The organism is Epilithonimonas mollis (genome assembly GCF_900142325.1).
GTDB classification, from domain to species: Bacteria; Bacteroidota; Bacteroidia; order Flavobacteriales; family Weeksellaceae; genus Epilithonimonas; species Epilithonimonas mollis.
On record NZ_FRAM01000002.1, the window covers coordinates 297669 to 319644 of the forward strand.

Here is a 21976-nt window from a genome sequence, read left to right on the forward strand (position 1 = left end):
CAACAAAATAAAAATCTTAAAAAATAACATCAAGACAATGAGTTACATTTCATTTATCGAAGCGAGACAGATTTTAGATTCCAGAGGGAATCCGACAATAGAAGTAGATGTTTTTACGGAAAGCGGAGCGATGGGACGCGCTGCAGTTCCTTCCGGAGCATCCACAGGTGAGCACGAAGCAGTAGAGCTGAGAGACGGTGCACCAGAATTCCTAGGAAAAGGTGTTTTGAAAGCGGTTGAAAATGTGAAAGAGATTATCGCTCCGGAATTAATAGGTCTTCCTATATTCGAGCAGAATCTTATTGATGCTGTAATGATCGATCTTGATGGAACTTCTAATAAAGGAAAACTTGGTGCCAACGCAATTCTTGGTGTTTCTCTGGCTGCTGCAAAAGCTGCTGCTGCTGAACTAAGAATGCCGCTTTATAAATATGTTGGTGGTGTAAACGCCAACACACTTCCTGTTCCGATGATGAATGTTATCAATGGCGGTTCTCACTCCGATGCGCCAATCGCATTTCAGGAATTTATGGTAATGCCGGTAAAAGCAGATTCTTTTTCCCATGCACTGAGAAAAGGGACAGAGATTTTTCACAGCTTGAAATCAATTCTTCACGGTAGAGGTTTGTCAACAGCAGTTGGTGACGAAGGTGGATTTGCGCCAACATTCACCGGAACAGAAGATGCTTTGGATACCTTATTACAAGCTATCGAAAAAGCTGGTTATAAGCCTGGTGATGATGTAATGATTGCATTGGACTGTGCCGCTTCTGAATTTTATAAAGATGGCATCTACGATTACAGAAAGTTCCAGACGCCGGATGCGCCACAGTTCAACAGAAGTGAGCAGGTTTCCTATCTTGCAGAACTGGCTAACAAGTATCCAATTATCTCTATCGAAGATGGAATGCAGGAAAATGACTGGGAAGGCTGGAAAATGCTGACAGATAAAATCGGAGACAAAGTACAATTGGTTGGTGACGATTTATTTGTAACTAATGTTGAAAGATTGTCTAAAGGAATCAGTGAAGGAATTGCCAATTCAATCCTTGTGAAAGTAAACCAGATCGGTTCTCTTTCCGAGACTATGGATGCCGTTCAGATGGCTCAGCATAACAGATATACAACGGTAATGTCGCATAGATCCGGAGAAACAGAAGATTCCACAATTGCAGATCTTGCAGTGGCTCAGAACTGTGGACAGATCAAAACAGGTTCTGCTTCCAGATCAGACAGAATGGCGAAGTACAATCAATTGTTAAGAATAGAAGAAGCACTTGGTGAAACTGCTGTTTTCCCGGGATTAGACGCTTTTAAAATCAAGAGATAATTTTTAACAAAACTTTATAATTTGAAGCATTCGGATTTTTCCGGATGCTTTATTTTTTTTATTTAATTGGAAATCAGATTATTAGTTTTAATGTGTTTTTAATAACAAATCGTTTTCCCTATACAATAATTGGCATTTACATAATCAATCAGGAGAAATGATTTTTGTCAGTTTATCATTTAATCCGAAAGTATTATATTTAACAAATAAATTTTAAAAAAATGTCAGATAATAAAGTTATATTAAATTACGACGGAAACAGTTATGAATATCCGATTGTAGATAGTACTATCGGTGACAGAGGAATTGATATTTCCAAGCTGAGAGACCAGACTGGCCTGATTACTTTGGATCTTGGGTACAAAAATACAGGTGCTACAATCAGTGAGATTACTTACCTGGACGGAGATAAAGGCGAATTATTCTACAGGGGTTATCCGATAGAACAGATTGCTGAGAAGTCAAATTTTACAGAAGTGATGTATCTTTTACTTCACGGAGAATTACCAACCTCTGATCAGTTTTCTTCATTCGAAAATAATATCAAAAAATATAACTTCGTGGCAGATGAAATGAAAAGACTGATCGATGTCTTTCCTCGTTCTGCCCATCCAATGGGAGTTTTGTCTGCGTTGACTTCAGCGCTCACAGCTTTCAACCCAAAGGCGGTTAATGTGAAGTCAAAAGAAGAGATGGATCATGCTGCAGAACTGATGATTGCAAAATTCTCCCACCTTTGTGCATGGACTTACAGAAAAACATTAGGATTGCCAATCAATCATGGTGATAACAGCCTGAATTATGTAGAGAATTTCTACAAAATGGCGTTCAGGTTACCTAATGAAGAGTTCCAGATGGATCCGGTTGTGGTGGCTGCTTTGGACAAGTTATTGATTCTGCATGCAGATCATGAGCAAAACTGCTCCACTTCTACTGTGAGAATGGTAGGTTCTGCGCACACAGGATTGTTTGCATCCATCTCAGCAGGTGTTTCTGCACTTTGGGGACCTCTTCATGGTGGAGCCAATCAGGCTGTAATTGAAATGCTTGAGCTAATTGAGAAAGACGGTGGTGATGTTAACAAATGGGTTGCAAAAGCAAAAGATAAAGAAGACAGTTTCAGATTGATGGGATTTGGTCACAGAGTTTACAAAAACTTCGATCCAAGAGCAAAAATCATTAAGAAAGCAGCAGATGATATTCTTAACTCATTAGGAATACACGATAAAGCACTTGACGTTGCTATGCAATTGGAAAAGGTAGCTCTGGAAGACGAATATTTCATCGAAAGAAAATTATATCCAAACGTAGACTTCTACTCAGGAATTATCTACAGAGCTTTGGGAATCCCGACAGAAATGTTTACTGTGATGTTCGCTTTAGGAAGATTACCGGGATGGATTTCTCAATGGAGAGAAATGAGGCTGAAAGGTGATCCCATAGGAAGACCAAGACAGGTTTACCAAGGAGCACAACTTCGTGATTATGTAGACATCGCAAACAGATAAAATTAAAAATTGTATAAAATCCCCGGACTGGTTTCGGGGATTTTTTGTATCGACCTGCAAAGGTTTTAGCTATTTTATCAAGAATAAAAATTTAATAATTCAATATAAAATCCTTGAAATTAATTTTTCGGGGATTTTTTTTCGGCAAATGCGTAATTAATCTAAAAAAATCTCCATTATTCCTGCTTTCACAAGTGTTATTAACTTTAATAAAATATTTCTGAATTTGAATCCTTTGGTTATATTTGCCTGATTCTGAAATTATGAAACTAAATATTAAAAACGAAACCGGAAGACTAAGATCCGTAGTGCTGGGACAACCCAAATCCAATGGACCTGTGCCGACCCTGGAAGAAAGTTATGACGCAAAATCCTATCATACCATAGAGAACAATATATATCCGACAGAAGAAGATATTGTTTCTGAGATGACGGAATTTGAAAAAATTCTGAAAAAATATGATATCGAGGTTTTCCGACCGAAAATTATCAAAGACTACAACCAGGTGTTTGCAAGAGATGTTGCTTTTGTGATCGAAGACAAAATGATTATTTCTAATATTATTCCAGATCGTGCAGATGAGCAAGAAGCTTACAGACATATTATTGATAAAGTATCCTGGAGAAATGTCATTAACCTGCCGGAAACCGCTCACATCGAAGGTGGTGACGTAATTGTCTGGAACGGATTTTTGTTTATCGGAACAAGCTACAGCCCGGATTACAGAAACCTGAAAACCGCCAGAACCAACGAATATGCTATCGAAATTCTCAAGGAATATTTTCCGAAGAAAAGAATTATCGACCTTGATCTGAAAAAAAATGACAGAAAACCATACGAAGGTATTCTTCATCTGGATTGTACATTCAATATTGTAGGCGAAGACAAATGTATTATCTACAAAAATGGTTTCGTGGATGAATCTGATTACCAGTTGCTTCTTGATATTTTCGGAGAAGAAAATTGTTTCGAAGTGAATGATAAGGAAATGTTCGAAATGAACCCAAATATTTTCTCTATTGCTCCGGATGTTGTAGTTTCTGATAAAGCTTTCACAAGACTCAATCATCATCTCAGAGACGAATGGGGAATGACCGTAGAAGAAATCCCTTATCGCGAAATATCAAAAATGGGAGGTTTGCTGAGATGTTCAACGCTGCCTCTGGTGAGAGAATAATTTCTCAATTCCTTAATATTTAATTAAATAAAATGCAGACTACAAATACAGTTTTAATGATAGAGCCTGTTGCGTTCGGTTACAACGAGCAGACGGCGGTTAACAATTATTTTCAGGTTCAACAGGAAGGCAATGTTCAGGGTGAAGCTTTGAAAGAGTTTATTACTTTTGTTGAGAAATTACGAGCTAAAGACATCAATGTCATTACTGTAAAAGATACGCCTGATCCGAAAACGCCTGATTCTATTTTTCCGAATAACTGGGTAAGTTTCCACGCTGACGGAAAAGTGGTTTTATATCCCATGTTTGCTGAAAACAGACGTCTGGAAAGACGGGATGATATCATCAGTCAAATCAAAGAACAATTTGATGTTACAGAAATCGTCGATTATTCCCAAAACGAAAATGGCAAGAAATACCTGGAAGGAACAGGAAGTATGATTTTCGACCACGAGAACAGAATTGCTTACGGCTCAGTTTCCTTGAGATTGGATGAGGAATTATTCAGAAAATTCTGCAGTGAGTTTGGCTTCAAACCAATTGTTTTTCACTCATATCAAACAGCTGGCGAAGAAAGGTTGCCAATCTATCATACCAATGTGATGATGTGTGTTGCGGATCAATTCGTGGTGATTTGTCTGGATTGTATCGATGATGAGTTGGAAAGAGAAAAAGTAGTCGAAACGATTAAAAATTCAGGAAAAGAACTGATAGAAATATCTGAGGATCAGATGCAGAATTTCGCTGGCAATATGCTTCAGGTTCAGAATAATTCAGGAGAAAAATTCCTGGTTATGAGCCAGAGTGCCTACAGATCTTTGAACCCGGAACAAGTTTCTGTCATCGAGAAATATTGTGAGATTATTTACTCCGATTTGGAGGTCATAGAAACCAATGGTGGCGGTAGTGCCAGATGTATGCTGGCTGAGGTTTTCCTGCCAAAGAAATAGTCAATTGATTCAAAATAAAAAAATCCCGAAACAAAATGTTTCGGGATTTCTTTTGAAAAATAATAATTTGATAAGAAAATATAATGTATGTTATCTGGTGCGGTTTTTAATCTCTCTGTCTGCGCTGTCAATATCTCTGATTTTCTGAACTTTTTTGTTTCCGAAATTATAAGTGATGCTCAGATTCATCCCTTGATTATACTGATTTTGATTGATGTAGTTGAAATTTCCATTGGTCTGATAATCAGTAATTGTAACTCTGTTTGTGTTCAGAATATCATAGACTTCCAGAGCAAATGTCCAGTCGTTCCAGACTTTTTTGATGTTGGCATCCAGGCTCATCAGGGATTTCAGCATTCCCAGTTCAATCTGCTGATTGTCAACATACCAATAATTGACACCTAAAAACCAAGTCTTCTTTTCATCCAGTCTCAATGTGTTGTTGGTCTGGATCAGTAAACTGTTAGATTTGATTTTATTCACATAGTTCGGAAACACATCACCTGTAATCGGATCTGTATTCAGGAAACCGTCATTCACATTTCTCTGCATCCCGATATTGAAATTCGATGTCAGATACTGTTTGAAGAAAGTCTTTTGCATCCCGATCATGGCAGACATCTCCTGCTTATTGCCAAAATTGGTTCTGATATACCGCAACTCTCTGTCCGTGATCTGTTTTCCGTTAGCATCCAGGACTGGTTGCTGATTTTCATCCAATCTCACTTTGTCTCTCTGTAAAGGAACCTGGGTGATCACATTCTTTTTGAAGGAGTGATTGATAACCAGAAAATAGGCATTCTTGAACATATAAGTTAGCTCATTGTTATAAACAGAAGAGGCTCTCACGAAAGGGTCGTTCTGTGTGTAGTTTACATTCGTAAGATAATTTCTAACAGGGTTCAGTTCCCAGAAGCTCGGTCTTCTCATCCTGCTGGAGAAGGCGTATGAGATATTGTTTTTATCATTGATGGCGTAATTAAAACTTACGTAAGGAAGAAAATTATTATACTTTCTTTCGATTCTGCCAAGCGCTGCAGTTTCTGCGTTACCCATATTCTCAGAAGTTCCGAGGCTGTTCGTAATCTCATATCTGGAACCGATCTTGCCGGAGAATTTTTCAGAAAATTTCTTTTCAAAGGTCAAATAGAAACCGTAGATATTCTCATCATAGATGAAATGATTGGGGGCGGAAATCGGACTGCTGATAGGTCTTCCGTACTGGTCTACCAAATTGCCGTCTTTATCATAATAGTAGGTGTCATTTTTGGTGTCATTATCAGTTTTTGTTTTGTTAAAGTTTCCACCAACTGCTACCGTAAAATCATTTTTAAACTTTTTGATATAATCCACCGTGGACGAGAAATTATTGATGACCTGAGGTGTACTCTGCACGATGATTGTAGAAGGATTGAAGAACTGTCCGGATAGATCTGTCGTATAAGTTCTGTTATCAGCATTCTGAAATCGTTTATAGTTTAGATAAGCTGCATTCAGGTTTAGCTTGCTTCCGAGTGTGTCGGTTTTCAGTTCATAATTCAGGTTTAGGGAATTATTGTAAGATCTCGAGTTTTCAAGATTTTTTGTAATGCTGTATCTGGTTTCGGTAATGCCTTTTTCGTTAGGAGCAACTATTGTATTAAAAAGATTGGAACCCGATCCATAGCTTCTATTTGCCCAGGAATTCCAGGTTAAGGCGAGATTACTGTTATCATTCAGTTGATAATCAATGTTCAGGTATCCTCCCAGATTTTTGTTCGGGTCGGTCACGCGGCCTTCGGATTGATTGCTTGTAATGCTGCTGCCATTTCTGAGGATGTAATACTGTTCCTGGATATTCTCGCTCGTGTTAATGTTGGTACTTATTCCCAGTTTGTCTTTTCTGTAATTCAGTGAAACGCCGGCATAAGACGAGTTATAATAATTTTGAGAATTACCCATTCTCATATTGCCATTCAGCCCGTCCGTCATTTTTTTCTTTAGGATAATGTTGATGATTCCATCCGAAGATTCTACCTGGAACTCACTTCCCGGAAGTGTAATTACTTCGATTTTCTGAATGTTTTCTGCAGGTGTATTTTTCAGCAACTGTGTCAATGACTCCGCATCCATATTGGTTTTCCTGCCATTGATATAGATCACAGCATTGTTTTTACCGATGATTTTCAAAGTTTTGTCATCTGTTGAAGACACCAAAGGTGTTTGTTTCAACAGGCTGAAAGCAGTGTTTCCTTTGGCAACAGGTGATGCGGCAACATCATAGACGAATCGGTCGCTTTGTTTTTTGAAGACCTGTTTTGTCAGCGTAACGGCTTCAATATTTTTTGTATTTGCGGTGTCTTTTTTTTGTGTTTCCTGCGCATAGATCAATCCTGAAAAAAATATGGCAGCGATGAGAGTTTTCGTTTTCATAATTTATTTTTTGAGAATAAAAGTTTTGTTTTGAGTTTAAGTGTTTGTGCGTTTTAGGTTCTTGAGCGGATAGCATCGTTGGCAGATTTTACCTCCCTTGCTTTTTTCAGCTTTTGATTTCCGAAGTTGTAAGTCACATTGATATTGAATTCTCTTCTGTATTGGAAACTCCTAACGGTGTTAAAGCTTCCGTCATTTTGAAAAGTTCTTATATCATCTATATTCTGACTGAAAACATCATTGACTTCGAATAGAAATGTAAAATTCCCCATTATTTTTTTGATGTTTAAATCTAAACTTTGTTGTGTATGGAGCTTACCAATTTCCATTTCTCTTGATGGCATCAGCCAGTAATTAACACCCAGATACCAATCTTTTTTAGCTGATAATCTTAACATATTGTTAACCTGGAAGAAGGTGTTCAGTGTTTTCACATCAATTGAGAAAGGCAGCAATTCTTCTGTGTCTCCTGGGATTTGTTGTGAAGTCGGGTCTTTCGTTACACTTCCTTTATAAGTTGCATATTCAAAATTTGCTGAGTAGTTGGTCGTCCAGATGTCTCCAAACCAAGATTTATTCATTCCTAATGTCAATCCTAACTGTTTATTATTGCCATAATTCGTTCGGATGTATCTCAGGAATTTTGTTGTTACTTTTATAGGGTTTCCATCCACATCCAGTAATGGATTTCCGTCTTTATCTCTTTGGATCTTTGTTTCGGTTCCTTGCAAAGGCAGCTGTCCATAAGCATTATCAGCGTAGTTGAAACTCACATTCGCATAGAACGCATTTTTGTACATATAATTAATTTCCTGATTATAATTCTTGGAAGCCTGCATAAAAGGATTATTCTGAATATAATTGGTAGGTGTAAAATAAGTTCTGGAAGGATTCAGTTGCCCGAAACCTGGGCGTCTCACACGGCTGGAAAAGCTGTAGCTGATGTTGTTGTTATCATTGATGGCAAAATTCAAAGTACCATAAGGCAAAAGATTGTTATAATTTCTTTCAAAGCCAATATCTGATTTTCCTACAACATCACCTGTACTGAGCGTTGCTTCGAATCGCGTCCCAATTTTTCCGGAGAATTTGTCAGAGAATTTTCTTTCGAAAGTCACATAAGCGCCAATAATGTTTTCTTTGTAGATAAAATGATTAGAGAGTTTGGTATTGTTAATGAACTGGCTTCCGTTAAAATCATTCTGTCTTGTATCGCTGTCCGTATTGGTGTGGTTATAACTTGTCCCGATAGCAAACGAGCTTTCATTTCTGAATTTTTTGATGTAATCGATGTTTGCAGCGTAATTGTTGATGATTTGCGGAACAGCTTGCTGGAAGGCGTTGTATGCGTTTTTTGGAGTCAATGGAAAAGATTCGCCCAAACTCACCTTGTCTCTGTTGAACCACAAATAAGAAATATTTGAGCTCAATTTACTGCCAAGCGTATCGGTTTTAACTTCATAATTCAGGTTGAAATTATGGTTTCTCGTTTGTGCATCTTCCTGATTCACGGTTTTGTTGGAAAGGATTCCGTTTTCATAATTCGTCATATCCAGAACAGATCCGAAACTCTTGTTGTACCGCATATTATAGCTGAAACCAAGGCTTTGTTTTTTATTGATTTCATAATCGATATTGATGCTTCCGCCGTAATTTTTGTTCGGGTCATCCATCGTCCCGAACGATTCATTCCGGAAAGTTGAATTGCCGTTGGTCAACGTATATTTTTCTCTTTCTGTATAACTTCCCATATTGAAATTGGAATTGAAAGACCATTTATTTTGTCTAAGGTTGAAAGCAATTCCGGAAGAAGGATTGTTATAATAACTCTGGCTGTTGTTCATCTTCAGAGTTCCGTTGTAGCCGTTGGTTTTGCTTTTTTTCATCACGATGTTGATGACGCCTTCATTGGCCTCCACCTGGAACTCACTTCCCGGAACGGTTATAACTTCTATTCTCTGGATATTTTCTGATGGTGTATTTTTCAGCATTTCTGTAATTGCTTCCGCATCCATAAGTGTTTTCCGGCCGTTGATATAGAAAACTACATTTGATTTTCCCATGATTTTGAAAGTCTTTCCATCTGTGCTGGACAGCATCGGTGTCTGTTGCAGGAGACTAAAAGAGTTAGTTCCTTTTGCAACAGGAGAAGATGCAACGTCATAGACAAAACGGTCAGATTTTTTCACGAAAACTTTTTTGCTAAGTTTCACTTCTTCTATAGTTTTTGTCTCATCAGATTTTTTCTGAGTCTGTTGTGCGGAAATGATTCCTGAGAAAAATATAACTGCGATTAGGATTTTTGCTTTCATAATACTAAGTTTTTATAAAGTAGTTTGTAGTTTCTAATATTTAACATTGCAAAGATATGTATTAAAATTAGTATTATGCAATACAAAGTAGTAAAAATAATTATTTATTTGTTTTAATTCGTTGATTATCAGGCATAAAAATTTTGCTGATTTATAATTAAGACAATTGGAATAAAAAAACTGTTACATCAGAATATTAAAAAAAAGAAAAAAGCCATTACAAAATCTGCAATGGCTTCATTATCCGAAAGTTCGGATGAGAATTTTTAAGGTTTTTAATTTATTTTTTCAGATTTAATTTGAAAGATATCGATCAGTTTTGTAGGTTTTATTAAATCAAAACAGCATTTGGATTTTCAAATTCTTCAGCTTTTTCGAAATGAGAAAGGCTTGTCAAAGTGCTTGTCGCAATCTGTTCCAATGCTTCTTCTGTGAAAAAGGCCTGATGTGCAGTAACCAAAACATTCGGAAAACTCATCAATCTCTGGATCATATCATCTTCAATAATCGTATGGGAAAGATCCCGGAAAAATAACTTTTCTTCCTGCTCATATACGTCGATTCCCAGATAGCCGATATGTTTGGACTTCAGACCGTCTATCACCGCTTTCGTATCGATCAATCCGCCGCGGCTGGTGTTGATGAGCATCACATTTTTCTTCATTTTGCTGATAGAGTCTTTATTAACCATATGATGCGTAGCATCCGTCAGAGGGCAATGAAGGGAAATAACATCAGATTCTGCAAACAATTGTTCCAAAGGAATATAGTCCATTCCCAGATCTTTAAGTTCCTGATTTTCCCTGATATCATAAGCCACAACTCTCGCTCCGAATCCTTTCGCAATCTTCGCAAATGCAGCACCGATATTTCCGGTTCCGATAACGCCAATGGTTTTCTGATAAAGATTAAAACCCATCAGACCGTTCAGCGAAAAATTCTGTTCACGAACTCTGTTATAGGCTTTGTGTGTTTTTCTGTTGAGTGTAAGAATCATTGCCATTGCATGTTCAGCAACCGCTTCGGGAGAATAGGCGGGAACTCTGCAAACTCTGAGACCAAGACGTTTTGCAGCTTCCAGATCCACATTATTGAAACCCGCACATCGCAAGGCGATATATTTTACGCCTTTTCTAGACAGGGATTCCAGGACTTCTGCATTCAGTTTGTCGTTGACAAAAGCGCAGACAGCGTCAGAATGATCAATAATGTTCAGAACATGCGGACCGAGATGGGTCTCAAAGTAATCCAGTTCAAAGTTGAAGTTCTTATTGACTTTGTCAAAAAATTCCTTGTCATATGGTTTGGAAGAGAAGAATGTGATTTTCATGTGTAGAGATTTATTGTTTTCTATGGTCACATGCAATCGCCTATCAGGATAGTTTCTTATTTTTCGTAAATTCTCATTGCGGCGATTTCATGTCCTAAAGTTAGTAAGTTTAATTTAATATAGAATTTTGCACATTGATGTTCATCACTCGTTACCATTTTTACGGGCGAGTTTTTTATCAACCCAAATGGTCGCAAATGGGAAAAAAGCACCCATCAATGCAAAAATAAAATCTTCATCATCCCAATGGTAAATTTTTTTTACAGGAAGCAAAACCAAAAGATAAAGCGTGAAAAATAATCCGTGGATACTTCCGACAGTACTTATATATATAATTGCAAAAAGCCTTTCGGGCTCAACGCGAATCCAAATCATTGCTGTGAAAAGAAATAACCAGGAAGCTGCTTCTAAAAAGCAAATCTGCTTAAACCATTTGATGAGTTTTTCTTCCGGATATTTTGAATAATATTTTTCTATAAAGTTCATAACAGGACAAAGATAAAAGAATAAAGAACAAAGAAAAATGATAAATGACTAAACTCATTTATAAAAACTACTGCCATCCAAATATTCAAATACTTCGGGAGGCAGCATTGGTCTTACATTTTTACCTTCTTTTATCATACTCCGGATTTCTGTAGCAGATAGTTCTATGACTGGTGCATTGATAAGAGAAATATTGTCGTGCTGCAGATAATCTTCTTTTTTTTCTTCACCGAAAATCCTGGGATAAACAATGATTTGATGATTTTTCAACAATAATTCATAGTTTTTCCATTTGTGAAGACTTTTCAGATTGTCTTCGCCCATTATCAATGAAAAAGAAATGTCAGGATGTTTTTCCTGCAAATAAGTCAGAGTGTCAATGGTATAGCTTGGGAGCGGAAGTGAAAATTCAATATTCGAAGCACGCATTTTCGGATAGTTTTTAATTGCCAGCTGAACCATATCCAGACGATTATGGTCATTCAGGAGAGATTTTTTTTCCTTAAAAGGATTTTGCGGACTTACGACGAACCAAAGTTGCTCCATATCCGTACTTTCCATAATATAATTGGCCAAAATCAGATGTCCGATATGAATCGGATTGAACGATCCGAAAAAAAGCCCGATTTTTTTCATCATCCATTTAATTATAGAATTTTACATCACGGATGTTCAGAAAATGTGATACATTGCCTTTCCAGTGATTTTCCTCAATAGTGAATGCAAGATCAAATGTTTTCGTTTTGAAATCTTCCGCAAACTGACCGAAGCGGAATCCGACACATTCTATATTCCGCCCTGTGGTGGGTTGCAGGATATTGAATTTAAGATGTGTGCTTTCTTTTCCCATCAGCCTTACATAGCCATTGACCTTCACGTTTTTAAGAACCAGAACCGGTTTCATATTGTGTGGTCCGAAAGGCGCCAGTTTTCTGTGAAAATTAAAAAACTCGCGGTTAAGATCTTCCGGCTTTACGATGCTGTCAACATAGATTGAAGGTTCTCTCTGGTGTTCCTGAATGTTGATTCTTACATATTCCTCGAACCGGATTTTAAATTCTTCAAACTTGTTTTTTTCCATGGAAAGTCCTGCAGCAGCCTGATGTCCTCCGAATTTCATAAACAGGTCGGAACAGAATTCCAAAGCTTCATGAATATCGAAGTCTGCTACAGATCTGGCAGATGCTACCAATTCGCCATTGTTTCCTTCCGTGAAAACCAAAGTCGGTTTATAATAATTCTCGATAAGACGGGAGGCGACAATCCCGATCACACCTTTGTTCCAGGTCGGATCATAAACAATAGTGGAGAAACGCTCCGTTTTTTCCAGCTCCAGAACCTGACTCATCGCAGATTGTGTGATGTTGGTGTCCATCTCGCGGCGTTCATCGTTCAGGTTATTAATCTCATCTACAATCTGATGAGCCTGTTTCAGATTGTCAGAGATCATCAGCTCCACAGATGCTTTTGCATGCGAAATTCTTCCTGCAGCATTGATTTTCGGGGCGATGTCAAAGACAATATTTGATATTTCGAAATGGGCTAATTTTTCTTCGGGTATCAGAAGCCTTAGTCCGAATTTTCTTGTTTTTCTAAGGAACTTGAGCCCCTGTTTGGCTAAAACTCGATTTTCCCCGGTCATCGCAACAATATCAGACGCAATGCTGATTGCAAGCAGATCGGTCAATTCAAACAATTCGTTTTCAGGAATTTTATAAATCGTATTAAGTCCCTGGCAAAGTTTGAAACCAACACCGCAACCGCTCAGTTCTTTATATGGATAACGGCAATCTTTACGCTTCGGATCCAATACAGCGACGGCGTTTGGCAACTTTTCTCCGGGTAGGTGATGGTCGCAGATTATAAAATCCACCCCAACTGAATTAGCCAGATCGATTTTATCAACCGATTTGATGCCGCAGTCTAATGCAATAATCAATGAAAACCCGTTTTCCTTGGCAAAATAAATACCTTCATCAGAGATTCCGTAACCTTCTACGTTTCTGTCCGGGATATAAAAATCAAGATATTTTTTGTCAACGATTTTGCTGAGATAAAGATACATCAAAGCAACCGCTGTAGTTCCGTCAACATCATAATCACCGTAAACCAATATTTTCTCACCGTTTTCTATTGCTGTAGCAATGCGTTCTACCGCTTTCTGCATGTCAGCCATCAGAAAAGGATTGTGGATGTCTGTGCTGTTTGGTTTGAAGAATTCGCGCGCTTTCTGATAATTATCAATCTCACGCATTACCAGGATTTTGGATTCTAAAGTTCCAAATCCAATCGAAGAAATCAGTCCGTCAACGATCTCTTCATCGGGCTCGGGTTTATAAATCCATTTTTGACTCATAGTGACAAAAGTAAAGAAAAAAAATGGCTTTTGGAAATTAAAAAAAGCTACCAGTTTTAATTGATAGCTTGTGCTGAAATAGAATTTTTTTTACTATTTTTTTATAAATTTCTTAGTTTCAATTCCAGATTCTGTTTCTATAGAAATGATATAATTTCCTTTTGTTAGAGATGAAATGTCGATTTTAGAAGAATTAGCCTGAGCTGTTTTTATTAAAGAACCTGCTGCATTGTAGAATTTCACGGCATTGATTTTATCATCAATTTTGATGGTGATGAAATCCGAAGCAGGATTTGGAAATATATTGATTTGTTTTTTAGAAAGGTCTGCCACTGCCAACTGATCCATATCAGCAATGATGATATTATCAACAATAAAACCACTACCGTCATTGTCAAATTCGAAATTTAAATCGTTGGCTCTGACAACTTTGCTTCCTAAAGCAGAAGTATGGACCAGCTGATTATCCAGATAGTATTTTATGTTTTTTTCTGTTACGTGATCTATTTCGATTCTCAGATTATACCATTTTCCGGGGATCCAACTTCCAAGATCTTTGAAATTAACATCACTGTCGGCATAGAGTTTACCGCTATACATAAAATTGAATCCGCCAGCCCAAGAATAATTACCATTATTGTTATAATATAAGGATAATAAATAATAATCAGAGCTATCCAGTTTCTCAAGTTTCACATCTGCCGAAACGGAAAATCTGTTATATTCAGGGATTTTTTTGAAAAGATATGTGAAGTTTTCGGTGTAATCATTGGTACTCGTCACTTCAACAGAATTGTTCCCATCGGAAGCCTTTCCGGTAACAACTTTGAAACTGCTGTTTGGCACATTATCCGTTTTTACTGTCCATTCTTTTTGACCGACAACTGTTCCCAGATTATAACCTTCTATAGTTTCAAAAGAAATTTTTTGTTGCCCGGCTATATATGATGATAGAAAAGCAGTTGCCAGTAGGAATAAATTTTTTTTCATGAAATAAAATTAAATGGAAGCGAATTTAGAAAAAATAAATTAAATAAAAGTAAAAAACCCTGACAATCAACCGATTATCAAGGCTTTTAAGTACCCCAGACGGAGGTATTATGAAACCTTTCTTAATTTTTCTTGTTTTTAATTCGTTTATATTCAATAACTTTGATATACAATAGGTTTCTAATTAATTTGTTTTTTCATATTTAATAATTTTAAATGCAAATTAATTCCCCCTTTTGTTCCCCCTTACATTTATTTAAATCTATTTCAACTTATGATAAAGTACAATTTTGAATTAAGAAAGGACAAAGTAAGTCAAGACGGTTTAATGCCAATTAGGATATTATTCAGAATTGACAGCTCTATAATAAAAAGAAATACTGGATTGAATTGCAAATTAAATGATTGGCAGAACAATCGAGTGAAAGCTAATTCAAAAAAAGATACTTATTATGGCTATGACGAAATAAATGAAAAACTCCAACAGATAGAAACCAAAATTCAAGACATTTCGCTTTATTTCAGAGCAAATAAGCTTGAACCAACAAAGGATTTGTTTATTGAAAAGTTTGATTCAAATGAAAAAGTTGAAACATCCAGTGAATTCGACTTTTTCAAATGCTTTACACAATACATTGACAAAGGAAAATTGATAAAAACTCCGAACACCATCAAGGGTCAAACTACTGTAAAAAACTATCTGGAATTCTTTTGTAAGGAAAATGGAATTTCGCTTTCTTTTGATAAGGTTGATGAAGATTTTTTTGAATCATTAAGAGATTACTCTTACGAAATAAAAAAGATGAAGCAAAATTATTTCGCTAAAGTAATCAAGGTTTTAAAGTCATTTTTAAACTGGGCAACAGAAAAAGGATATAATGCAAACAGGGAGTTCGAGAAATTTAGAGCTGTTGAACACGACATTGACATTGTGTATTTAACATTTGAAGAGTTGATAAAACTATACGAAAAAGATTTTGACAGCGATCGACTGTCTCACGTTCGGGATTTCTATTGTATGGGATGTTTCACAGGTTTGCGGTTCTCTGATCTTTCAAAACTACATTTAGCCAATATTTCTGAAGACCATATAGTTCTTTCTATTCAGAAAACTAAAACACAAAATCACGCTATCAAACTAAATAAGTATGCAAAAGCTATTTTGGAAAAATATAAAGGAACGATCTATGAACCATTACCCATTATCTCTTCTCAAAAATTCAATGAATACATTAAAGATTGTTGTGAATTAGCAGAAATCACACAACCGTTCACAACCCATTGGTTTGTTGGCAATAAGAAAAAATCACTCACACAACCCAAATGTAAATTCATAACAAGCCATACCGCAAGAAAAACATTTATCACAAATTCTTTACTATTGGGAATGGAGCCCAAAGCAATAAAGAAAATTGCCAACATTAAGAAAGATGCTGTTCTGGATAAGTATATGAAAGTAACCGAAGCATTTACAGACGAACAAATGGACAAAGCGTGGGGATAGTTTGTCTTATAACTTGATTTATTTTAAATAATATCCAATAATCTTTATTCCTGAATTAAACTAAAGAGAAGTTAAACTATATTAAAATGAGCTGTTTTTAGTTAAATTTAGTTAAAACTCCAACTTTATTCAAAAGTCTAATTTGGAATAATTTAGATTAATCTGGATTAAAAAAAATAAAACTTGGGCTAGTTTGGATTAGATTAGATGAATCTGGACGACACCTAACCATTTGATTTACAGTTGTTAAATTGATATTATTGCATTTGAATTTAAACCGATTTAAAATACAATAAAATGTCAATACAACTCTATTCCCATTCCAAAGGAGATTTGGAAAAGGCGGTTGAAATCATTCTTAGGAAAGCAACCGAATTCACATTACCCGCAAAAGCAGAGCAACAACCAGAAGACCTTATCCCACAGATTGAAGCTGCGAAATTCCTGCACGTTTCTATTCCAACCATTATTGATTGGAGAAAAAACAAAAGCCTACCCTACTACAATTTTAGCGGTCGCTATTACTATTCCAAAAAAGAACTTTTAGAATACGGAAAAAATCGAAGAAAGTAAGTGTAACTAATTCTCATTGAAAGTTGCATTCTTTCTTTTGTTCAACCTTTCCGTAATTCTATACGGAATCAATCCCTTTAAAAATGAGCGAAAAAATTCCTTATCTAAGAGTAGGAACAACCTACTATAAAACAATTGAAAAACCGTTGATCTCAGGAGACAAGATTTCGATTCTGGTTCGATGGAATCGAGAGACTATTATCAGCGATTACGGAAAAGTATATGTTTCTAAAGTTCCCAAGTACGATGGTTTCTGTTGCATCCCCTCTCATCTGCAATACCAGCAAATCATTCAAGGATTCTACAATACTTATAATGAAATCCCTTACCACCCTGTTGAAGAAAATATCAGCTTTGAAGCTTTAAAAGAAAAAATTCCATTTTCCTTGAAGTTTATGGAACATATTTTTGGAGAACAGTTGGAACTGGGTTTAGACTATATTAAAATATTGTTGCAATATCCAATACAAATGCTCCCGATCCTTTGCTTGGTCAGCAAAGAAAGATCTACAGGAAAATCCACATTCATTAAATGGCTGAAATCGATTTTTGGGCTAAATATGACCTACATAAAAGGTGATTCCTTCAGCAGTCAGTTCAATTCGGATTGGACATCAATGCTGATAGTTGCTATTGATGAAGTATTTTTTGATAAAAAGGAAATTACAGAACGTTTAAAATATCTTTCCACGACTGATAAAGATAAGAAAGAGGCAAAAGGAAAAGACCGTGAAGAAGTAGAATTCTTTGGAAAATTCATTCTCTGTTCCAATAATGAAGATAACTTCATTCAGATTGATGAAAATGAGATCCGATTCTGGATTATTAAAGTGAGATCAATCAAAAGCGAGAACACTGAATTTCTACACAATCTAAAAAAGGAGATTCCCTATTTCCTACGTTACCTAATCCAAAGACCTTTTCACAGTCGCAAGGAGACAAGAATGTGGTTCACTGATTCCCAAATTAGAACAAAAGCCCTTCAGAAATTGGTTTGGAAAAACAACAATAAACTGGAATCTAAGATAATCGAACTTTTATATGAGTTTTTCGAAAGTACCGAAGACAGCAAGATCCATTGTATTCCTCAGGATATTTTCAATATGCTTGGTAAGATGTTTAGCAAACAATACTGGACAGTCAATGATGTCCGGAAACTGATGAAAGAAAACTGGAAACTCGAACCTCAAAAAAATTCATTGGCTTACATCAAATACGATCTAGATTATAGTGGAAGTTTTTACCAGCAGAATAAAACAGGGCGGTATTTTACAGTAGAAAGGAATTTTATTATTCAAAAATTTGATGAAATGATGAGTTAATAGATAATGAAAATAAAATCAATTAGTTATATCTCATCAAAAGCCTCATCAAATTTTAAACTCTTGATTTTTGATGAGGAACTGATGAAAAGAATATTCCAAGTTTGATGAGATGATGAGAGTTTGATGAGAACATAGATTATTATAATTCAATTAATTATAAGGTTTTCTCATCAATTCATCAAAAATTATTCAAAACCAAACCTATCCGCTTTAACCGACAGGACACCTACTATTTATCACCAAAAACATTAAAAATTACAAAATGAACTGCAAACAATTTAACAGCATATCGTTGGAAGAAGTCCTCCTTTCTCTCGGACACCTTCCCACGAAACAAAATGAAAAAGAAGCTTGGTATCTCAACCCCTTTGCCAGCGAATCCCAAGCCTCTTTTAAAATCAATAAAAGTCTAAACAAATGGTACTTATTTTCAGAAGGAATCGGTGGAAATAATACTGACTTTATGAAGAAGTATCTGAACACTTCAGTAAATGGAGTTTTAATTTGGGCAGAAAATCAAAACTTTTCTTCTTTTCAAAATCAAAATATTCCTGATCAGAAGTTCGAAAACTCCAGTAAAAATTATGAGATACTTCATGTGAATGAAATCCTGCATCCTGCACTTTTGGAATATTTAAGAGAAAGAAAAGTTGGAAATCAAACTAAGTTCTTACACGAAATTCATTACCGAATGAAAGATAAAAACTATTTCGGAATTGGTTTCAAGAACGATTCTGCCGGTTATGAAATCCGTAATAAATATTCTAAAATCTGTTTGGGTAAAAAAGATGTTTCTACAGTAAAAAATGGATCAGAATCGATTCGGGTTTTCGAGGGTTTTTTCGATTTTCTTTCATTTAAAAATGTAGAAAATTTTTTAGAAAAAGAACCTGCCGATTATCTCATTTTGAATTCTGTGTCGATGATTTCAAAGATTAAAAAATCACTAGAAGCTTATGATAATATTGAGCTTTATTTTGACAACGATGAAGCCGGAAATCGTGCCGTTGAAATTATTAGAAGTGAAAATAAAAACGCAGAAGATTGTCGGATTTTATATTCAGATTTTAAAGACTTAAATGATTGGATGATTCACAAAAATCCATCACCTGAAAGACAAGTGAAATACAGGCGAAGGTGAGTAAAATAAACACAGGTAAAATATGGTGGTATGTTAGTGCAAAAAGTACCCAAAGTTTACAATAAGCGTAGCCGCTGATTGCAAAATTGGGATTTTTGATTTCTTCCTATCGTCAGAAATGTTTTGAAACACAATTAAATATATACAATGGAAAAAGACTTTTTACAGGAATTTATACACCAAGTCACCAAAGAAAATGAAGCAAAGATTGCACAGGAAAAGAGAAAAAAATATTTCAAGGAATTAGGTAGGAAAGGCGGTTTGAAGACCAAAGAAAATAAAAAACTGGATAAAGTGATTTCAATACGAATTACCAATTCTGAATATGCAATCCTGATTCAAAAACAGAAAAAATATCCGTTAAAATTATCAACCTATATTCGAAATGTTTTGTTCGAAAAAGAACTAAAAATTAATGAATTTCAAACTGATGAAGTCTTACTTCAATTTGGAAACAATTTCAAAAAAATAACGAATCTTTTGCGAAATCGGGAATGGAATGTTTTTGAAAATAAGAAAGAAATTTTATTGAGAATTGAAAATCTGATCGAATTGATTCATCAATATTTATATTCAAAATCTAAGAAAAATGAATAATTCTGCAACCACAAGATCCATCACAAAAATAGCTTTGGAATACAATTCAAACGATAAAGGAACAGCAGAGATGGTGGCTTCGAATTATCTTTTGAGTGATACTGCAGAAGGTCAGTTTTACGAAATGAAAACTGTAGCTGAACGAAACCCAAAAGTAAAGAAGTGGGCATTGACAGGTTATATTTCTCAACCGGACGAAATTGGCAAAAAATTGAAGGATGAGGAATTTAAACAAATTGCGATGGAAGCTCTTGCAAAAGTAGGTGTGACAAACAAAAATCAATACCGATTGGATATTCATAACAGTACAAAACATAAGCATATCCATTTTGTTGTCAACAGGATTGATATTTCGGGAAAGTGCACCGTGAAAGCTCACGATATCGGAAGAAGATTCGGTGAAGCGGTCAGAGAAGTCTGTAAAGAGAAAGGATTATTAACCGATGTTGAAATTGGAATTCAGAAAAAAGCGGAGATGCTTAAAAGCTTGACCGAAGCCATTAGGTCAGAAGATAATTTTGATAATCTCATCTCAGAAATGAAGAAAAAAGGTTTTAAAGTTCAATTGTCTTCAAATATCAAAGACGGAATTTCGGGAATGCGAATTGTGATGGAAAAGGACAAAAATTATCAAACAGAAAGAATTTATAAAGCAGGTTACAAATTGTCTGAAATCTCGAATCTGTTAAAAATTTCTGAGATAAAATCTGTATTTGAAATGAAAAAAGCGGTTAGGGAAGCACATAAAAACGTTGCCAACTTAAAGGAATTTCGGGAAAATCTACAACAAAAAGGATTTTCTGTAAAGATCCAATATGAAGAAGAATTCAAACCCAATCAAAAAAATGAAATTCAAAATCTGTGGATCAATAAAGTTGATAGTAATCAACAGAAAAACGGATTCTTCTTCCGGAAAAATGTCGGGTTCTCTCTTTCTGAAACAGATTCCGATCTTGGTAATTTGGTAACATTATTAAATAGTAATAATGAAGTTAATCATCAAAACACTCATAGAGAATCAGCATCAAATGAAAGCTTAATAGAAATTGCAGGTGGATTATTAGGCGATTTACTTAAACCAACCTATGTTTCTCAGGACGAAGATGAGCTCTGGAAAAAGAAGCGAAAATCAAGATAAACCTTAACAATTTAAAAACAAAAAAATGGAAAATCAAAAACAAAATGAGGAATCTAAAAGTAACGGAATGGAACTTTTGGAAAACGTTATAAGATCAAATGAAAATAACATTGCTTCAAATTTCAAGAATAGGGAATCTAATGCGGAAGTGAAAGCGGACATTGAAGATCTGGTATTAGCAATTGGTCAACTGCAATTAGACTTTGAAGTCGTAAAAGGAATTCCTAATGAGGTATTGGCTTTTTATGAAAAAGAACAACTTTCAAGAAATCAATATTTAGCAGATGTTGTTACCATAACAGAAGCTGTTATTTCACAAAAAACCAGCCATTATTTGGAAACTTTTCAAAAACAAGCAAAAAGGATGGAGAAATTTACTTGGAGCGGAATTGGAGTAGCGATTTTTGCGGTTTTGGTGTTGATTATTTCTATCAATTTCGCAACCAATTGGTATAAAGAAAGCATTAAAGCAAAAAGTGAACTACGTCAAGATATTTTAAAAGAAATTGCTGATGAAGGAAAAAAAATCTACGATGAAAATGAGATTAAAATCTTGAGCGAAAACACTCAATTAATGCAATTGTGGATTAAGAACAACCCCAAAAAAGCGGAAGACTTTCTGAGGTTTAAAGATGGATTTATAGCAAGCAAGGAAAATAATTAAGAAAATTATTTCTGAATTATCAGCGTTAGAAAATAATATTTTTTTGAATGTGAAAAATTCTTTAACGACTCTGAAAAATACACTTAACTTTTCTCCTTGCTAAGATTTGATGTGTATAATGATAACAGTGCGAATGAAATAATACACAACAGTAGGAAGAGAGATATTTAAGGGTTAAAATG

18 protein-coding genes are annotated in these 21976 nt (G+C 35.5%); 11 read left to right on the forward strand and 7 right to left on the reverse strand.

The genetic code is table 11. From position 1 onward, the window contains the following. The first annotated feature begins 37 nt into the window (after positions 1-37). The 4 genes from eno to ctlX all read left to right on the forward strand — a co-directional run bounded on the left by eno (position 38) and on the right by ctlX (position 4966). Positions 38-1330 carry a phosphopyruvate hydratase gene (gene eno, locus BUA97_RS08815; RefSeq protein WP_072997489.1) on the forward strand — a complete coding sequence of 431 codons (1293 nt, stop codon included), beginning with the start codon at positions 38-40 and terminating at the stop codon, positions 1328-1330. 221 nt (positions 1331-1551) lie between these two features. Beyond that, complete coding sequence (locus BUA97_RS08820) at positions 1552-2838, forward strand: citrate synthase (RefSeq protein WP_072997490.1); 1287 nt, start codon at positions 1552-1554, stop codon at positions 2836-2838. Between the two features lie 263 nt (positions 2839-3101). Beyond that, positions 3102-4016: a dimethylarginine dimethylaminohydrolase family protein gene (locus BUA97_RS08825; RefSeq protein ID WP_072997491.1), complete on the forward strand. Its 915-nt coding sequence runs from the start codon at positions 3102-3104 to the stop codon at positions 4014-4016. A gap of 32 nt (positions 4017-4048) precedes the next feature. Then, positions 4049-4966 carry a citrulline utilization hydrolase CtlX gene (gene ctlX, locus BUA97_RS08830; protein WP_072997492.1) on the forward strand — a complete coding sequence of 306 codons (918 nt, stop codon included), beginning with the start codon at positions 4049-4051 and terminating at the stop codon, positions 4964-4966. 90 nt (positions 4967-5056) lie between these two features. On the opposite strand, the gene BUA97_RS08835 is transcribed toward ctlX, so the two are convergent. From BUA97_RS08835 to BUA97_RS08865, 7 genes are all read right to left on the reverse strand, one after another. Next, positions 5057-7378: an outer membrane beta-barrel family protein gene (locus BUA97_RS08835; protein ID WP_072997493.1), complete on the reverse strand. Its 2322-nt coding sequence runs from the start codon at positions 7376-7378 to the stop codon at positions 5057-5059. 53 nt (positions 7379-7431) lie between these two features. Then, positions 7432-9690, reverse strand: coding sequence for an outer membrane beta-barrel family protein (locus BUA97_RS08840; RefSeq protein ID WP_072997494.1), 2259 nt, complete (start codon positions 9688-9690; stop codon positions 7432-7434). Positions 9691-10021: 331 nt separating this feature from the next. Then, entirely contained in the window at positions 10022-11020 is a 999-nt protein-coding gene (locus BUA97_RS08845) for a 2-hydroxyacid dehydrogenase (RefSeq protein ID WP_072997495.1), read from the reverse strand. 144 nt (positions 11021-11164) lie between these two features. Further along, positions 11165-11506, reverse strand: a complete 342-nt coding sequence (locus BUA97_RS08850) for a DUF3817 domain-containing protein (protein ID WP_072997496.1) — start codon at positions 11504-11506, stop codon at positions 11165-11167. Between the two features lie 54 nt (positions 11507-11560). After that, entirely contained in the window at positions 11561-12142 is a 582-nt protein-coding gene (nadD, locus tag BUA97_RS08855; RefSeq protein ID WP_072998546.1) for a nicotinate (nicotinamide) nucleotide adenylyltransferase, read from the reverse strand. Positions 12143-12149: 7 nt separating this feature from the next. Beyond that, positions 12150-13862 carry a single-stranded-DNA-specific exonuclease RecJ gene (recJ, locus tag BUA97_RS08860; RefSeq protein WP_072997497.1) on the reverse strand — a complete coding sequence of 571 codons (1713 nt, stop codon included), beginning with the start codon at positions 13860-13862 and terminating at the stop codon, positions 12150-12152. A 93-nt stretch (positions 13863-13955) separates the two neighbouring features. Next, entirely contained in the window at positions 13956-14852 is an 897-nt protein-coding gene (locus BUA97_RS08865; protein ID WP_072997498.1) for a T9SS type A sorting domain-containing protein, read from the reverse strand. Between the two features lie 274 nt (positions 14853-15126). On the opposite strand from BUA97_RS08865, the gene BUA97_RS08870 reads away from it, so the two are divergent. From BUA97_RS08870 to BUA97_RS08900, 7 genes are all read left to right on the forward strand, one after another. After that, complete coding sequence (locus tag BUA97_RS08870; protein ID WP_084081295.1) at positions 15127-16356, forward strand: site-specific integrase; 1230 nt, start codon at positions 15127-15129, stop codon at positions 16354-16356. A gap of 297 nt (positions 16357-16653) precedes the next feature. Beyond that, positions 16654-16929, forward strand: coding sequence for a helix-turn-helix domain-containing protein (locus tag BUA97_RS08875; protein WP_072997499.1), 276 nt, complete (start codon positions 16654-16656; stop codon positions 16927-16929). An 83-nt stretch (positions 16930-17012) separates the two neighbouring features. Further along, complete coding sequence (locus tag BUA97_RS08880; protein ID WP_072997500.1) at positions 17013-18251, forward strand: primase-helicase family protein; 1239 nt, start codon at positions 17013-17015, stop codon at positions 18249-18251. Between the two features lie 265 nt (positions 18252-18516). Beyond that, a complete protein-coding gene (locus BUA97_RS08885) occupies positions 18517-19395 on the forward strand; it encodes a toprim domain-containing protein (RefSeq protein ID WP_072997501.1) in 879 nt (292 codons plus the stop codon). A gap of 147 nt (positions 19396-19542) precedes the next feature. Further along, positions 19543-19992: a plasmid mobilization protein gene (locus tag BUA97_RS08890; protein ID WP_072997502.1), complete on the forward strand. Its 450-nt coding sequence runs from the start codon at positions 19543-19545 to the stop codon at positions 19990-19992. Then, the gene (locus BUA97_RS08895; RefSeq protein WP_072997503.1) at positions 19985-21130 is read left to right on the forward strand and encodes a relaxase/mobilization nuclease domain-containing protein; all 1146 of its coding nucleotides are present in this window, start codon (positions 19985-19987) and stop codon (positions 21128-21130) included. Before BUA97_RS08890 ends, BUA97_RS08895 begins: the two co-directional genes overlap by 8 nt. A 25-nt stretch (positions 21131-21155) precedes the next feature. Further along, complete coding sequence (locus BUA97_RS08900) at positions 21156-21794, forward strand: hypothetical protein (protein WP_072997504.1); 639 nt, start codon at positions 21156-21158, stop codon at positions 21792-21794. The last annotated feature ends 182 nt before the right edge of the window (positions 21795-21976 follow it).

Excerpts from the sequence above, each read along its gene's own strand:
- eno (WP_072997489.1), top strand. The coding sequence starts at position 38 with ATGAGTTACATTTCATTTATCGAAGCGAGACAGATTTTAGATTCCAGA.
- BUA97_RS08820 (WP_072997490.1), top strand. The coding sequence starts at position 1,552 with ATGTCAGATAATAAAGTTATATTAAATTACGACGGAAACAGTTATGAA.
- BUA97_RS08825 (WP_072997491.1), top strand. The coding sequence starts at position 3,102 with ATGAAACTAAATATTAAAAACGAAACCGGAAGACTAAGATCCGTAGTG.
- ctlX (WP_072997492.1), top strand. The coding sequence starts at position 4,049 with ATGCAGACTACAAATACAGTTTTAATGATAGAGCCTGTTGCGTTCGGT.
- BUA97_RS08835 (WP_072997493.1), bottom strand. The coding sequence starts at position 7,378 with ATGAAAACGAAAACTCTCATCGCTGCCATATTTTTTTCAGGATTGATC.
- BUA97_RS08840 (WP_072997494.1), bottom strand. The coding sequence starts at position 9,690 with ATGAAAGCAAAAATCCTAATCGCAGTTATATTTTTCTCAGGAATCATT.
- BUA97_RS08845 (WP_072997495.1), bottom strand. The coding sequence starts at position 11,020 with ATGAAAATCACATTCTTCTCTTCCAAACCATATGACAAGGAATTTTTT.
- BUA97_RS08850 (WP_072997496.1), bottom strand. The coding sequence starts at position 11,506 with ATGAACTTTATAGAAAAATATTATTCAAAATATCCGGAAGAAAAACTC.
- nadD (WP_072998546.1), bottom strand. The coding sequence starts at position 12,142 with ATGAAAAAAATCGGGCTTTTTTTCGGATCGTTCAATCCGATTCATATC.
- recJ (WP_072997497.1), bottom strand. The coding sequence starts at position 13,862 with ATGAGTCAAAAATGGATTTATAAACCCGAGCCCGATGAAGAGATCGTT.
- BUA97_RS08865 (WP_072997498.1), bottom strand. The coding sequence starts at position 14,852 with ATGAAAAAAAATTTATTCCTACTGGCAACTGCTTTTCTATCATCATAT.
- BUA97_RS08870 (WP_084081295.1), top strand. The coding sequence starts at position 15,127 with ATGATAAAGTACAATTTTGAATTAAGAAAGGACAAAGTAAGTCAAGAC.
- BUA97_RS08875 (WP_072997499.1), top strand. The coding sequence starts at position 16,654 with ATGTCAATACAACTCTATTCCCATTCCAAAGGAGATTTGGAAAAGGCG.
- BUA97_RS08880 (WP_072997500.1), top strand. The coding sequence starts at position 17,013 with ATGAGCGAAAAAATTCCTTATCTAAGAGTAGGAACAACCTACTATAAA.
- BUA97_RS08885 (WP_072997501.1), top strand. The coding sequence starts at position 18,517 with ATGAACTGCAAACAATTTAACAGCATATCGTTGGAAGAAGTCCTCCTT.
- BUA97_RS08890 (WP_072997502.1), top strand. The coding sequence starts at position 19,543 with ATGGAAAAAGACTTTTTACAGGAATTTATACACCAAGTCACCAAAGAA.
- BUA97_RS08895 (WP_072997503.1), top strand. The coding sequence starts at position 19,985 with ATGAATAATTCTGCAACCACAAGATCCATCACAAAAATAGCTTTGGAA.
- BUA97_RS08900 (WP_072997504.1), top strand. The coding sequence starts at position 21,156 with ATGGAAAATCAAAAACAAAATGAGGAATCTAAAAGTAACGGAATGGAA.